Below are 14,018 nucleotides of genomic sequence, written 5' to 3'. Positions count from 1 at the left end.
CAATCGTAAGGGATCTTCATGAGTACCCGTACCGAGGCCGTAAAAGCCTACCTGCTCGACCTGCAAGACCGTATCTGCACCGCGCTCGAGCAGGAAGATGGCAACGCACACTTCGTGGAAGATGCCTGGACACGTCCGGCGGGCGGCGGTGGTCGCACGCGGGTGGTCGAGAATGGCGCGGTCATCGAGAAAGGCGGCGTCAACTTTTCCCATGTGTTCGGCAGCAACCTGCCGCCGTCAGCCAGTGCGCATCGGCCTGAATTGGCCGGGCGTGGTTTCGAGGCGCTGGGCGTGTCGCTGGTGATCCATCCGCACAGCCCGCATGTGCCGACGTCTCACGCCAACGTGCGGTTTTTCATCGCTGAAAAAGAAGGCGAAGAGCCGGTGTGGTGGTTCGGCGGTGGTTTCGACCTGACGCCTTACTATGGCGTTGAAGAAGACTGCGTGCACTGGCACCGGGTCGCGGAGCGGGCCTGCGCGCCCTTCGGCGATGATGTTTACCCGCGTTACAAGGCGTGGTGCGACAGCTATTTCCACCTCAAGCACCGCGACGAGCCGCGCGGCATCGGCGGTCTGTTTTTCGATGACGTGAACCAGTGGGATTTCGACACCAGCTTCGCATTCATTCGCGCCATCGGCGATGCATTCATCAATGCCTACCTGCCGATCGTGCGCCGTCGCAAGGCTGCGGCCTATACCGTGCAGCAGCGCGAGTTTCAGGAATTCCGCCGTGGACGCTACGTCGAGTTCAACCTGGTGTACGACCGCGGCACGCTGTTTGGTCTGCAATCGGGTGGTCGTACCGAGTCGATCCTCATGTCGCTGCCGCCGCAAGTACGCTGGGGCTATGACTGGAAAGCCGCGCCGGGCAGCGAAGAGGCGCGTCTGACTGATTACTTCCTGACTGATCGCGACTGGCTGGCGGATAACTGATGGACCAGTATGTCGTCTTCGGTAACCCCATTGGTCATAGCAAGTCGCCGCTGATTCATCGCCTGTTCGCCGAGCAAACCGGCCAGGCACTGAATTACCAGACCGCGCTGGCACCGCTGGACGATTTCACGGCGTTTGCCCAGGCGTTTTTCCAGACCGGGCGTGGTGCCAACGTGACGGTGCCGTTCAAGGAGGAGGCGTTTCGCCTGGCCGACAGCCTGACCGAGCGCGGGCAGCGTGCGGGGGCCGTCAACACCCTGAGCAAGCTCGATGACGGGACGCTGCTGGGCGACAACACCGACGGTGCCGGGCTGGTGCGCGACCTGACGGTCAATTGCGCATGCAGCTTGCGCGGTCAGCGCGTGTTGTTGCTGGGCGCGGGCGGTGCGGTGCGTGGCGCGCTGGAACCGCTGCTGGCAGAAAAGCCCGCCGTACTGGTGATCGCCAATCGTACGGTCGAAAAAGCCGAACGACTGGCTCAGGAATTTGCCGATCTCGGCCCGGTGTTTGCCAGCAGCTTCGACTGGCTTGAAGAGCCGGTGGACCTGATCATCAACGCCACGTCTGCCAGCCTGGCCGGGGAGCTGCCGCCCATCTCCCCGAGCCTGATCCAGCCTGGTGCGACCTTTTGCTACGACATGATGTACAGCAAAGCGCCCACTGCTTTCTGCCGCTGGGCCACAGAACAGGGTGCGGCGCAGTCGGTTGATGGCCTGGGGATGCTGGTCGAGCAGGCGGCAGAAGCCTTCCTGTTGTGGCGCGGCGTGCGCCCGGATTCAGCGCCTGTATTGGCGGAGTTGCGCAGATTGCTGGCTGCGGGTTGATCGGCTATCTGCGGACTATCGTGCCAATGCTCCGCGTTGGCATGCCGTTCTGGACGCTCCGCGTCCTCTTGCAACGCAGAGCGTCGCGACGATGAGCGACAACTCAATCCTCAAACAAAATCGGGCAGTTCTCCGGCCCTTCCAGCTTGTGCAATTCCTCGATTACCAGCGGTCTGGCATTGCGCAGAACCAGCACTCGCCCCTGCTGCCCCAGGCGTCTGGCTTCTTGATGAAGCATTTCCACACCTGAGTAATCGATGAAGTTGATCTGTTGCGCATCGATCACCACACGCAGCCCTTCGGTGCGTTGCAGGCGGGTTTGCAGGTAATGACTGGCACCGAAAAAGATCGATCCACCGACACGCAACACATCCTCATCACCCTCGCGCCATTGCTGCACGCGGGGCTGTGAGGTGCGCTTGAGGTAGAAAAACAGCGAAGCCAGCACGCCTGCATAAATCGCCGTTTGCAACTCCAGCAACAGCGTGGCCAGGCAGGTCAGCGCCATCACGAAGAACTCGGCGCGGCTGACGCGCAACAGTGCGCGAATGCCACGACGGTCCACCAGCCCCCAGCAGATCAGCAGGATTGAAGCCGCCATGGCCGGGATCGGAATGTGCGAAACCAATGAAGCTCCGGCGACCGCGAACAGCGCCACCCACAGCGCCGAAAACACCCCGGCCAACGGCGAACGAGCGCCCGCTTCATAACTCAGCGCTGCACGGGTGAACGAGCCCGCGGAGAGATACCCGGAAAACAGCGAGCCGACCATGTTTGACAGCCCTTGGGCGCGCACTTCCTGATTGGCGTTGAGCATCTGTTGCGAGCGTGCCGACAGAGAGCGGGCAATCGACAGGCTGTTGACCAGCCCGAGCATGCCCACCGCCACTGCCGTCGGCAGCAGCTTGAGGATCAGCTCAAGGTCCAGCGGCAGCGGGCTGAAAGGCGGTAAATGCCCGACGAAGGCGCTGACCACTCGCACATGCCCGAACATCGCTGGCCAGAGCCAGACCAGCAGGCTGCTTGATACCAGCGCGATCAACAGCGTCGGCCAGCGCGGCACCCATGCTTTGAGGCCGATGCCCAGCGTGAGGGTCAACAGGCCCAGCATCAACGAAGGCTTGTCGAGTTCGCCGCGATGCTCAAGCACGGCGCTCAGGCTTTTGAGTGCCGTGGTCTGGCTCGGCAGATCGATGCCCAGCAAATTGGGCATCTGCCCGAGCGCAATAACGACGGCAGCGCCCAGTGTGAAACCGAGCACCACCGAGTGCGAAACGAAATTCACCAGCGCGCCGAAGCGCATCATCCCCAACAACAACTGGAAGACACCGGCGATAAAGGTCAGCAGCAGGATCAACATGATGTAGTCCTGGCTGGCCGGCACGGCAAGCGGACTGACACTGACATACAGCACGATGGAAATAGCCGCCGTCGGCCCGCAGATCAAGTGCCAGGACGAGCCCCACAGGCAAGCGATGAGCACCGGGACAATGGCGGCGTACAGACCGTACTCGGGAGGCAGCCCGGCGATCAGCGCGTAAGCGATGGATTGCGGCAGGGCCAGAATCGCACCGCTTAAACCCACCAGCGCATCACGCCCCACGCTGGCGCGGCTCTGCTGCGGCAGCCAGGCGAGAAATGGCAGGAATTTATGGCGATTGAGCCAGCGCATCGGTCCCTCATGTTGGATGGATCATTGCATCGCCACGTCAGACCGTCCCTGCCCGGAGCCGCGAGCGAAGGCTAGTTCATGGCGTAGCATTTCGAGGTGGCGACGTTTGTGTCTGACCCGGTTCCAGCACCTCTGAGCATGCAGATAACATAGTGTTTTTTGTTGTTAAGCGTCACTACCGGGCCATTCTCTGCCACGTACGAAGAAACAACCGTTGCTCCTGCATTGAGCATCTCCTCCATAGAGACATTGACGGCCTCTAGCTTGGTCGGATATTCCAGCGCGTTTCCGGGTACTTTGGCGCTGGTTTCTGGCGGCCAGTTACCCGCAGAGGCAAAGGATGCGCTCAGAATCAGGGCCAGCGAGAGGGGTATAAGTGACTTTTTCATACTGTTCTCCAGTGTTAGCGGACAGGCCGCACGGCAGCCTGGTGGTTTGCCCCCTTCCGTTGGTTCCCAACTGGTGTCTTCCAGAATGACGCTTTGAAGTGCCAATATTGCTGAAAACCGGCGCGGTGGAAACCCCTGACGCCGGGTCAATACTTAATGTCGAGGCCTACAACTTCGCCTTCACTGCCGCCAGCCCGTCTTTGCCATCAACCGTCTTCACGCCCTCCAGCCACGTGTCCAGTACCGCAGGGTTGGCCTTGATCCAGGCTTTGGCGGCTGCGCTATTGCTGAGCTTCTTGTTGGTCACCTCGGCCATGATGCTGTTTTCCATGTCCAGGGTGAAGCTCAGGTTGGTCAGCAGCTTGCCGACGTTCGGGCAGGCTTGTGCATAACCCTTGCGGGTCAGGGTGAAGACAGAGCCGGTGTCGCCAAAGTATTTCTCGCCGCCCTTGAGGTAGTGCATGCCTTTGATCTGCACATTCATCGGGTGCGGTGTCCAGCCGAGGAAGACCACAAACGCCTTCTTCTTCACATTGCGATTGACCTCGGCGAGCATGGCCTGCTCGCTGGACTCCACCAGCTTCCATTGGCCCAGATCAAACTCGTTCTTCTTGATGATCTCCTGCAACGACAGGTTGGCCGGCGCGCCGGAGCCGATACCGTAGATTTTCTTGTCGAATTTTTCGGCGAATTTGCTCAGGTCGGTAAAATCATGCACGCCGGCCTCCCAGACGTAGTCCGGCACGGCCAGCGTGAACTCGGTGCCTTCAAGGTTCCTGGCCAGTTGCGTCACGTCACCGGTGGCCACGAACTTGTCGTAAAAGCCCTGCTGCGCCGGCATCCAGTTACCCAGAAACACATCCAGCTTGCCGTCCTTCAAACCGCCATAGGCAATCGGCACTGCGAGCGTGTCGACCTTGGCCTTGTAACCCAGACCTTCAAGCACCACGCCGGTGATAGCGTTGGTGGCGGCAATGTCACTCCAGCCCGTATCGGCCATCTTCACGGTGCTGCAACTTGCGTCCTCTGCCTGCGCGGCGAAGCTGCCAAACGTCATGACCGCGACCGCAACGGCTGTGGATAACTGTTTCATCGATGTACCCCTTTTGATTTTTTGGTGTGGGCAGGGTCAAGGTTGCGGAAAACGTGCCTTGCGCTCCAGATCGTCGAGATCAATGTGGTTGCGCATGTACTGCTGACTGGCGTCGACCAGTGGCTGGTGATCCCAACTCTTCAGCTTGCCGGTTGCCAGCGATTTGGCGACAAAGCGCCTTCTGCGCTGGCTGGCGAGCACCTGTTGGTGTATCGCCGGTATGTCCCACTTGGCCCGAGCTTCGGCCAGAAAATCATTGAACAGCTTTTCATGGGCTGGCGACTGGCTCAGGTCTTTCTGCTCTTTCGGGTCTTTCTTCACATCGAACAACAGGCACGGGTCCTGTTCCGAATAGATGAATTTGTACGCACCGCGACGGATCATCATCAGCGGGCTGGTCGTGCCTTCGGCCATGTATTCGCCAAACACCTCATCGTGCCCGCCTTTGCGTTTCAGGTGCGGCATCAGCGAGCGCCCGTCCAGCGGCAAGCCGGCGTCCAGTGTGCCCTTGGCCATTTCGACAAAGGTCGGTAACAGGTCGGCCGTCGACACCGACGCACTGACCCGCCCCGGCTTGAACTGCCCCGGCGCGTACACCACCAGCGGCACGCGAGCGGCCATTTCGAACCAGTGCATTTTGTACCAGAGACCCTTCTCGCCCAGCATGTCGCCGTGATCGCCAGAGAACACCACGATGGTGTCGTCCGCCAGCCCGACCTCATCAAGCGTCTGCATCAGCTTGCCGACGTTCAGGTCGATGTAGCTGCACGCGCCGAAATAGGCACGGCGCGCATCACGAATCTTGTTTGTCGGCATCGGCTTGTCCCACAGGTCATACACCTTGAGCAGCCGTTGTGAGTGCGGGTCCAGCGCGGCCTGATTGGCGTGCGGCGTTGGCATCGGGATTTCGTCGTCGCTGTACAGGTCCCAGAACGGACGCGGGATGGTGTACGGGTCGTGAGGGTGAGTCATGGAAACGGTCAGGCAGAACGGCGCATCACCGTCCTGACGCACATGGTCGTAGAGGTACTGCTGAGCCTTGAACAGCACCTCTTCATCGAAATCCAGCTGGTTGGTGCGCACGCACGGGCCGGCCTGCAATACCGATGACATGTTGTGATACCAGCTCGGGCGTACGTCCGGCTCGTCCCAATTGACCGACCAGCCGTAGTCGGCCGGGTAGATGTCACTGGTCAGGCGCTCTTCGTAACCGTGCAACTGATCCGGCCCGCAAAAATGCATCTTGCCCGACAGCGCGGTCTTGTAACCCAGCGCACGCAGGTAGTGCGCGTAGGTCGGAACGTCTGCCGGGAAGTCCGCCGCGTTGTCGTACCCGCCGATCCTGCTCGGGAGCTGACCGCTCACCAGAGTAAAGCGCGAAGGCGCGCACAGCGGGCTGTTGCAATACGCCGAGTCGAACACCACGCCGTCGGCAGCAAGGCGGCTCAGGTTGGGCATCAGGATGGGAGACGGGGCGTAGAACGGCAACATTGGCGCGGCCATTTGATCGGCCATGATGAACAGAATATTTTTGCGCTTCATGTAATCGCTGCATCCCATTGTGAAAAGTTATGCGAAAGTGCTGGGCACGAGGATGGAGTCCTCGTGTTTGATGGTAAAGCCCATGCGCAGCAATGCCTAGGATAAGTACCGCTTATGTTTGAAGCTTTTGGCGACATGTCCCTTGACCTGCTGCGTGCTTTTGAAGTCGCGGCCCGCCTGCGCAGCTTTACTGCAGCGGCCATCGAACTGGGCACGATTCAGCCTGCCGTCAGCCAGCAGATCAAGCGCCTTGAAGAACAACTGGCCACCCGACTGTTTGACCGCATCTATCGCGGCATCGAGCTCACCGAAGCCGGTGAAATACTGTTCAGCCACGTACAGGCAGGCTTGCAGTCCATCGACAGCGGGCTGATAGCGATCACCGAACAGCAGCAACACGAGGTGCTTCAAGTCGCCACCGACTTTGCCTTTGCCGCCTACTGGCTGATGCCGCGCCTGCACCGCTTTCACAAGCTTAACCCCGACGTGGACGTCAGCCTGGTGACCAGCGAGCGTACCCACAGCATGCTGCGCGCCGATATCGACGTCACCGTGCTGTTCGGTGACGGGCGCTTCAAACAGGGCGAAAGCCGCTGGCTGTTCAGCGAAGAAGTCTTCCCGGTATGCAGCCCGCTGCTGATTGCCGACCGCCAGACACCACTGCCCAACGACGCCCTTCGCGACTTCCCGCTGCTGCACCTGCGTGGCGACAGCATCAACAACTGGTTCGACTGGTCTGGCGTATTCCGCGCCCTCGACATCCCCCAGGCCCCCGCCCCCGGCCAGTTGCGCTTCGACAACTACACCCTGCTCATCCAGGCCGCCATCGGCGGACAAGGCATCGCCATCGGCTGGAAACACCTGGTCGACGACCTCCTCGACCAAGGCCTGCTTTGCCGCCCCATCGCCGGCGCAGCCATTTCCGGACACGGCTATTACGTGGTTTTGCCCCAGCGCAAACGGCGGGTGCAGATTGTCCAGCAGTTCATGGACTGGCTGGCGAGCGAGCAGGCGTTGAGCGGGGTTTCGCTGGCGGGCAGGCCGTTGCCTTCGATTGCGGTTTGACGCTCCAATTACAGTGCAACTGTTGAAATTAAACCCGCCGCACCCAGTATGAACCCTATAATAGCGCCCCTCTGCGGTATTTCTCGTAGCATTGCATAGCTAACAATAGGTTCAAGTATCAATAGCAACGTCAAGGAGGCTACCGTAACCACCCATATATTACCGGTCGCCCGATACCCTAGCCAATAAGCGAAGACTAGGCTGATCCCGGCAATGCTAATAAAACCCATGGGCTTGAGAAACATCCCAGGTGATTCTAATAGCTTGCCGGGTAGCTTTGCAGAGTAGACCTCGCTGTAGATAGTCAAAATCTCGCCGAAGATCATCAGCATCAATGCAAGAACGATAGAGTACTCTTTTTTCACGGTTGCCTCTTATTCAGACTATTAACGATTTCATCAGTTACTGTGCTACCCATTGCTTGGCTGTTGAGCAGAAAGCGTAGATCGTCGTGATCAAAGAAACGTATTTTATATTTTCTGCCTTCAAATTCTGCACTCAACCTGACGATAACTTCCGCTTATTTTAATCTGTGGGGATAATAGGTTTACGGCGCTCTCAAAATGAATGGCTTCATCAGCTATCAAGTTTAGTTTTGTGCGTTCAGACGATTATCCAAGTCCAGAATTATGGGCTGAATCGCCTTTTTTGCCAGTCCGCTTTCTCAACCACCCTGCAGGACCTACTATCCGTTTTCACGAGAAAAAATGATCAAGGCTGACGACACACCTGCATCATCCAGGCCTTCAGCCGAGAAAGGAGCCTCTACCTCAATGCAAGACATCCACGGCTACCACGCCCACATCTATTTCAACGCCCAAACTCTGGACCAGGCCCGAGCCCTGTGCGAGGCCGCGACCGAGAAATTTGCCGTGCAGATGGGGCGCGTCCATCAGAAGCTGGTCGGGCCGCATCCGGACTGGAGTTGCCAGTTGGCGTTCGGGCATGAACAGTTGGCTGACGTTACGCTGTGGCTTGCGTTGAATCGCGATGGGCTGGTGGTGTTTCTGCATCCGTTGACGGGCGATGAGCTGCGTGACCATACCGATCATGCCATCTGGATGGGTGCGGTCAGGCCTCTTGATCTGAGTGCGCTGACTGGCTGATAGCCAGCTTCCCGGCCATCTTCCTTCTGCGGTTACTAGCGCATCCATCGTCGAAAAGATCGGTGTAAGATAGCTCCGCTGAAAAATGACCGCTCGGTCCGTTGCAGCGCAAACTTCAACAAGATGGTCATGCATACGCTTCAACATGATAATTCGCCTGCTACGGGCGGCTTGAGCCGAATGCTGAAAGACCAGACAGAGGATCATCAGAAATGCCGGATCTACTCATCGACGGTAAGACCCTTCACTACGCTGACCAAGGCACCGGTCCGGTTGTCCTGCTGGGTCACAGTTACCTTTGGGACAAGGCGATGTGGAGTGCGCAGATCGACACGTTGGCCAGCCGGTATCGGGTGATTGTGCCGGACCTTTGGGGGCATGGGGATTCCAGCGGTTTCCCGGAGGGCACCCGCAACCTCGATGACCTGGCTCGCCATGCGCTGGCGCTTCTGGATCATTTGAATATCGAACGTTGCAGTATCGTCGGGTTGTCGGTGGGCGGTATGTGGGGTGCCATTGCGGCACTGCTCGCGCCAGAGCGCATCACCGGGCTGGTGCTCATGGACACGTATCTGGGCAAGGAGACCGAGGCCAAGAAGGCCTATTACTTCTCGCTGCTCGACAAGCTGGAAGAGGCCGGTGCTTTTCCTGCGCCGCTGTTGGACATTGTGGTGCCGATCTTCTTCCGGCCTGGTATTGACCCGCAGTCGCCGGTGTATCAGGCGTTTCGGTCGGCGTTGGCGGGCATGAATGCCGAGCAGTTGCGTCAGTCCGTCGTACCACTGGGAAGAATGATTTTTGATCGTGATGACCGGCTTGGGTTGATCGAGCAATTGAATGCCGACACCACGCTGGTGATGTGTGGCGATGCAGACATCCCTCGCCCGCCTGAGGAGACTCGTGAGATGGCCGGCCTGATTGGCTGCCCTTATGTGCTGGTGCCCGAGGCGGGGCATATCGCCAATCTGGAAAATCCCGCGTTCGTATCGGGTGCGCTGATGACGTTCCTGGCGCGGGTTAACCAGAAGCAGGGTTGAGCCGGGCTGGTTTCCGCGCTGGGCGGCCCTCAAGATCGGACGCGGAGCGTCTAGAACGGCATGCGACGTGGAGCGTCGCACGATAGTGAGATTATCGTTCCTCACTCCAGCGTGGTAATGCCTTGTGTGACGCTCCGCGTCACACGTCTGCGCGTCGCCGCGCATTCAAGGACGTCAGCAGACCATCAATTCAACACACCATCCAGAATCGCGTAAACGATCCCCGAACCCACGGCGATCAGTACGACGTCGGTGCCCAGGCGGCGCCATTCGTAGCCGTCGTAACGTGGCAGGTATTGCAGTGAACGGCTGTCCAGACGTTTGCCGTAGCCGCGCGGCAGTGGTTGGCCTTTGGCGATGTGCACGCCCGGTGGCAGGGGCTGGCCCCGACCGATGACGTCGCGGTGTTGCTGGAAAGTCTCGCGTACCGGGCCGAAATCCTGCGGCGGGCGGTTGCCGCCACGGTTGTCCTGATGGGCCTGTTTGCCTGGGCCGTTGCTTTTGTCATTCCCTGGGCCGCGCTCATTCCCGCGTTCATTCCCGCGTTCATTGTGCCCGCCATTCTGTGGTCCCTGCTGCTGGCCGCCACGGTTGGAGTCCGGGCCTTCACCGCGCTGATCAGGTGGTGCTGCTTGCAGCAGCGAGCTGGCGCTGATCATCAGGATACCCAGCCCGGTGATAAAACGGTTTGGCAGTTTCATGGGTGCTTCCTCGGCTTTACTCAATGCAGCAAAAAGGGGTTCACGACGCTGGTCATGAACCCCTTGTGTCTTGCTACATAGAACCGCTGCCAGCGCGTTGATTCCTCTGTATCAGAAACTTTACCCTCAACTGACGCGGGCGTTACGTACGCCTTCGGCCAGTGCGGCGCACAGCGTCAACACGCCATCGATTGCCTGCTCCGGCGACTCGGCTGTGGCGATCTTGTCGACGAACGCCGAGCCCACCACAACACCGTCAGCCAGACGCGCAATGGCCGCTGCCTGCTCAGGTGTGCGGATACCGAAACCGACGCTGATCGGCAGGCTGGTGTGGCGACGCAGGCGTGCGATGGCTTCGGTGACGTGCTCGGTGGTCGCTGAACCCGCACCGGTCACACCGGCGACCGACACGTAGTAGACGAAACCGGAACTGCGCTCCAGTACGCGCGGCAGACGCGCATCGTCGGTAGTCGGCGTGGTCAGGCGGATGAAGTCGATGCCGGACGCCTGTGCAGGCGTCGCCAGTTCGGCGTCATGCTCGGGCGGCAGGTCAACGATGATCAAGCCATCGACGCCCGCTTCCTTGGCCTGTGCCACGAACGCTTCGACGCCAAAACGGTGGATCGGGTTGTAATAACCCATCAGCACAATCGGCGTGGTCTGATCGTCGACACGAAACTCGCTGACCATCTGCAAGGTTTTCAGCAACGTCTGGCCGGCGTCCAGGGCGCGCAACGTGGCCAGCTGAATGGCCACACCATCAGCCATCGGATCGGTAAACGGCATGCCCAGCTCGATCACGTCAGCACCTGCAGCGGGCAGGCCTTTGAGCACTTTCAGCGAGGTGTCGTAGCCAGGGTCGCCAGCGGTGATGAAGGTGACCAGTACCGCGCGACCTTCGGTTTTCAGCTGGGCGAAACGTTGTTCGAGACGGCTCATACCAGCTTCTCCTGAGTGTTGTCGGCGGCTGCCATGTGGTTCATGACGGTTTGCATGTCTTTGTCGCCGCGCCCGGACAGGCACACGACCATCAAATGATCGTCGCGCAGGTTGGTCGCGCGCTTCATGGCTTCGGCCAGTGCGTGAGCGGTTTCCAGCGCCGGGATAATGCCTTCGAGCAAGCAGCACTGATGAAACGCGTCGAGCGCTTCTTCGTCGGTGATGCTGACGTATTCGACGCGCTTCACTTCGTGCAGGTAAGCGTGTTCCGGGCCGATGCCAGGGTAGTCCAGGCCAGCAGAAATCGAATGAGCGTCGGTGATTTGCCCGTCGTTATCTTGCAACAGGTAGGTGCGGTTGCCGTGCAGCACGCCCGGTACGCCGCCATTCAGGCTGGCTGCATGCTTGTCGGTGTCCACGCCATGACCGCCCGCTTCGACGCCGATGATTTCTACGCTGGCGTCATCAAGGAACGGATGGAACAGCCCCATCGCGTTGGAGCCACCACCGACGCAGGCGATCAGGCTGTCCGGCAGACGGCCTTCCTTCTCCTGCATTTGCTCTTTGGTTTCCTTGCCGATGACGGACTGGAAGTCGCGCACCATCGCCGGATACGGGTGCGGGCCTGCCACCGTGCCGATCAGGTAGAACGTGTCATCGACGTTGGTTACCCAGTCGCGCAGGGCTTCGTTCATCGCGTCTTTCAGGGTGCCGGTGCCGGAAGTGACCGGCACGATTTCAGCGCCCAGCAGCTTCATGCGGAACACGTTGGCCTGTTGACGCTCGATGTCGGTCGCGCCCATGTAGATTACGCAAGGCAGGCCGAAACGCGCGGCAACGGTTGCAGTGGCAACGCCGTGCATGCCTGCACCGGTTTCAGCGATCAGGCGTTTTTTGCCCATGCGCTTGGCCAGCAGCACCTGGCCGATGCAGTTGTTGATCTTGTGCGCGCCGGTGTGGTTGAGCTCTTCACGCTTGAAGTAGATTTTCGCGCCGCCACAGAATTCGGTCAGGCGCTCGGCGAAGTACAGCGGATTGGGACGGCCAATGTAATCGCGCTGGAAGTAGGCCATTTCCTTGATGAACTCAGGATCGGCCTTGGCGGCTTCGTACTCGCGGTTGAGGTCCAGCACCAGCGGCATCAGGGTTTCAGCTACGTAGCGACCGCCGAATGAGCCGAACAGGCCGTTGGCGTCGGGGCCGCTGCGAAAGTTGGTCTGGGTCATGAAGTGCTCCAGTTGCAGTATTAAGCGAATGGATTGAGCCGGATCGGCAATGGGTCCACTTTAACCAGCGCATGCCCGAATGAAAACCGATAAGATCGCTGCAACCTGTCAGGAAAACTCACAGATCATGAGCCGCGACCTCCCTCCTCTCAATGCTTTGCGTGCCTTTGAAAGCACCGCCCGATTCGGCAGCGTCAGTCAGGCCGCCGAGCAGCTGAGCGTGACCCACGGTGCTGTCAGCCGTCAGTTGAAAGTCCTGGAAGAACACTTGGGCGTCAGCCTGTTCAGCAAGGACGGGCGTGGCCTGAAACTCACAGATGCGGGCATTCGCTTGCGTGACGCCAGCGCCGACGCATTCGACCGGCTGCGAAGCGTGTGCGCAGAACTGAGCAAAGGCAGCGTCGATGCGCCTTTCGTGCTCGGTTGTTCCGGCAGCCTGCTGGCCCGTTGGTTTATCCCGCGCCTGAGCCGCTTGAATGCGGAGTTACCGGACCTGCGTCTGCACCTGTCGGCAGGCGAAGGTGATCTTGACCCACGTCGGCCAGGGCTGGATGCGTTGCTGGTATTTGCCGAGCCACCCTGGCCTGCAGACATGCAGGTCTTCGAGCTGGCCAGCGAACGAATCGGCCCGGTCCTGAGCCCGCGCTTTGCGCGATTCGAAAGCATGCGCGATGCGCCCGCCAACGCCCTGCTTGAAGAATCCTTGTTGCAAACCACGTCACGTCCGCAAGCTTGGCCAAGCTGGGCACAGCAGAACGGAATCGATCCGGACGCGTTGCGCTACGGTCAGGGTTTCGAGCATTTGTATTATTTGCTGGAGGCGGCCGTGGCAGGCTTGGGCATCGCGATTGCGCCGGAACCGCTGGTCATCGATGACCTGAAAGCCGGTCGCCTGGCTGCGCCGTGGGGTTTCAGTGAAACCCCGGCACAGCTGGCGTTGTGGGTACCCAGAAGAGCGGCCGATGGACGAGCGCGGCAGCTTGCTCAGTGGTTGAAAAATGAGCTGAAGCGGTCTGGGGACCCGATCAGAAACTGATCAGTTACCGCGCTTGAACAGCAGATAGGCGGCGAGCAGGCCGATTGCACCGACGGCAACACCAGCGGTGGTCCAAGGGTGCTCTTGGGCGTAGTCACGGGTTGCCAGGGCGTTTTCGCGGGTTTTCTCTTTGACGTCTTCGTAGACGTCGCTGAGCAGGCTGCGCGAATGGCTCAGCGCGCTTTCGGCGTTGGCTTTCAGGTTTTTCAGTGTCTTGCGCGACTCGTCAGTAGCGTCGTCTTTCAGGCCCTCGAGGGACTTCAAGAGGCTCTCGATCTCAGCTTCCATACTCTGCAACGAGGCCTTGCGAAGTGAAGTACTAACCATGGTGTATCTCCTGCAATGATGAGTGGGCGTGTTGTTTCCGACTCCGGGCTTTTTGGAAAGTGCGATGGGATTTTTGCAAAATGCTGAACTTTTGCGCGCCTTCCCCTGACAGAAGCAGGGAGCGCGGT

General features: G+C 59.6%; 15 protein-coding genes. 6 read left to right on the top strand and 9 right to left on the bottom strand.

Translation table 11 applies throughout. The features are described 5' to 3' along the window. The first annotated feature begins 18 nt into the window (after positions 1–18). Together hemF and aroE are read left to right on the top strand one after the other, a co-directional pair. A complete protein-coding gene (gene hemF / locus PSPTO_RS00900) occupies positions 19–933 on the top strand; it encodes an oxygen-dependent coproporphyrinogen oxidase (protein WP_005768167.1) in 915 nt (304 codons plus the stop codon). Continuing rightward, entirely contained in the window at positions 933–1,757 is an 825-nt protein-coding gene (aroE, locus tag PSPTO_RS00895; RefSeq protein ID WP_011103018.1) for a shikimate dehydrogenase, read from the top strand. The genes hemF and aroE overlap by 1 nt, the downstream gene beginning before the upstream one ends. Before the next feature lie 103 nt (positions 1,758–1,860). On the opposite strand, the gene PSPTO_RS00890 is transcribed toward aroE, so the two are convergent. From PSPTO_RS00890 to betC, 4 genes are all read right to left on the bottom strand, one after another. After that, the gene (locus PSPTO_RS00890) at positions 1,861–3,429 is read right to left on the bottom strand and encodes a SulP family inorganic anion transporter (RefSeq protein WP_011103017.1); all 1,569 of its coding nucleotides are present in this window, start codon (positions 3,427–3,429) and stop codon (positions 1,861–1,863) included. A gap of 71 nt (positions 3,430–3,500) precedes the next feature. Further along, positions 3,501–3,818 carry a hypothetical protein gene (locus PSPTO_RS00885; RefSeq protein ID WP_005768154.1) on the bottom strand — a complete coding sequence of 106 codons (318 nt, stop codon included), beginning with the start codon at positions 3,816–3,818 and terminating at the stop codon, positions 3,501–3,503. 166 nt (positions 3,819–3,984) lie between these two features. Further along, positions 3,985–4,911: a choline ABC transporter substrate-binding protein gene (locus PSPTO_RS00880; RefSeq protein WP_011103015.1), complete on the bottom strand. Its 927-nt coding sequence runs from the start codon at positions 4,909–4,911 to the stop codon at positions 3,985–3,987. Between the two features lie 36 nt (positions 4,912–4,947). Beyond that, positions 4,948–6,453, bottom strand: a complete 1,506-nt coding sequence (gene betC / locus PSPTO_RS00875) for a choline-sulfatase (protein ID WP_005768150.1) — start codon at positions 6,451–6,453, stop codon at positions 4,948–4,950. A 114-nt stretch (positions 6,454–6,567) separates the two neighbouring features. On the opposite strand from betC, the gene PSPTO_RS00870 reads away from it, so the two are divergent. Next, a complete protein-coding gene (locus PSPTO_RS00870) occupies positions 6,568–7,518 on the top strand; it encodes a choline sulfate utilization transcriptional regulator (RefSeq protein ID WP_005768148.1) in 951 nt (316 codons plus the stop codon). A gap of 8 nt (positions 7,519–7,526) precedes the next feature. On the opposite strand, the gene PSPTO_RS00865 is transcribed toward PSPTO_RS00870, so the two are convergent. After that, the gene (locus PSPTO_RS00865) at positions 7,527–7,865 is read right to left on the bottom strand and encodes a hypothetical protein (protein ID WP_193383852.1); all 339 of its coding nucleotides are present in this window, start codon (positions 7,863–7,865) and stop codon (positions 7,527–7,529) included. A gap of 426 nt (positions 7,866–8,291) precedes the next feature. Between PSPTO_RS00865 and PSPTO_RS00860 the strand changes: the two genes are divergently transcribed. Together PSPTO_RS00860 and PSPTO_RS00855 are read left to right on the top strand one after the other, a co-directional pair. After that, positions 8,292–8,624: a DOPA 4,5-dioxygenase family protein gene (locus tag PSPTO_RS00860; protein ID WP_005738577.1), complete on the top strand. Its 333-nt coding sequence runs from the start codon at positions 8,292–8,294 to the stop codon at positions 8,622–8,624. Positions 8,625–8,836: 212 nt separating this feature from the next. Beyond that, entirely contained in the window at positions 8,837–9,661 is an 825-nt protein-coding gene (locus PSPTO_RS00855) for an alpha/beta fold hydrolase (protein WP_005768145.1), read from the top strand. Positions 9,662–9,846: 185 nt separating this feature from the next. Here PSPTO_RS00855 and PSPTO_RS00845 read toward each other — a convergent pair whose 3' ends face one another. The 3 genes from PSPTO_RS00845 to trpB form a co-directional block, all read right to left on the bottom strand. Next, positions 9,847–10,362: an anti-virulence regulator CigR family protein gene (locus PSPTO_RS00845; protein WP_005768144.1), complete on the bottom strand. Its 516-nt coding sequence runs from the start codon at positions 10,360–10,362 to the stop codon at positions 9,847–9,849. Positions 10,363–10,488: 126 nt separating this feature from the next. Beyond that, complete coding sequence (gene trpA, locus PSPTO_RS00840; RefSeq protein ID WP_011103014.1) at positions 10,489–11,301, bottom strand: tryptophan synthase subunit alpha; 813 nt, start codon at positions 11,299–11,301, stop codon at positions 10,489–10,491. Beyond that, complete coding sequence (gene trpB / locus PSPTO_RS00835; protein ID WP_005768143.1) at positions 11,298–12,527, bottom strand: tryptophan synthase subunit beta; 1,230 nt, start codon at positions 12,525–12,527, stop codon at positions 11,298–11,300. Before trpB ends, trpA begins: the two co-directional genes overlap by 4 nt. Before the next feature lie 79 nt (positions 12,528–12,606). Between trpB and PSPTO_RS00830 the strand changes: the two genes are divergently transcribed. Beyond that, complete coding sequence (locus PSPTO_RS00830) at positions 12,607–13,563, top strand: LysR family transcriptional regulator (RefSeq protein WP_005768142.1); 957 nt, start codon at positions 12,607–12,609, stop codon at positions 13,561–13,563. On the opposite strand, the gene PSPTO_RS00825 is transcribed toward PSPTO_RS00830, so the two are convergent. Further along, positions 13,564–13,890 (bottom strand): DUF883 family protein, encoded by a 327-nt coding sequence (locus PSPTO_RS00825; protein ID WP_005768141.1) that lies wholly within the window; start codon positions 13,888–13,890, stop codon positions 13,564–13,566. Between the last annotated feature and the right edge of the window lie 128 nt (positions 13,891–14,018).

It is taken from the genome of Pseudomonas syringae pv. tomato str. DC3000, assembly GCF_000007805.1.
In the GTDB taxonomy this organism is placed as follows: domain Bacteria; phylum Pseudomonadota; class Gammaproteobacteria; order Pseudomonadales; family Pseudomonadaceae; genus Aquipseudomonas; species Aquipseudomonas avellanae.
This window is presented reverse-complemented; position numbering and strand designations above follow the sequence as displayed.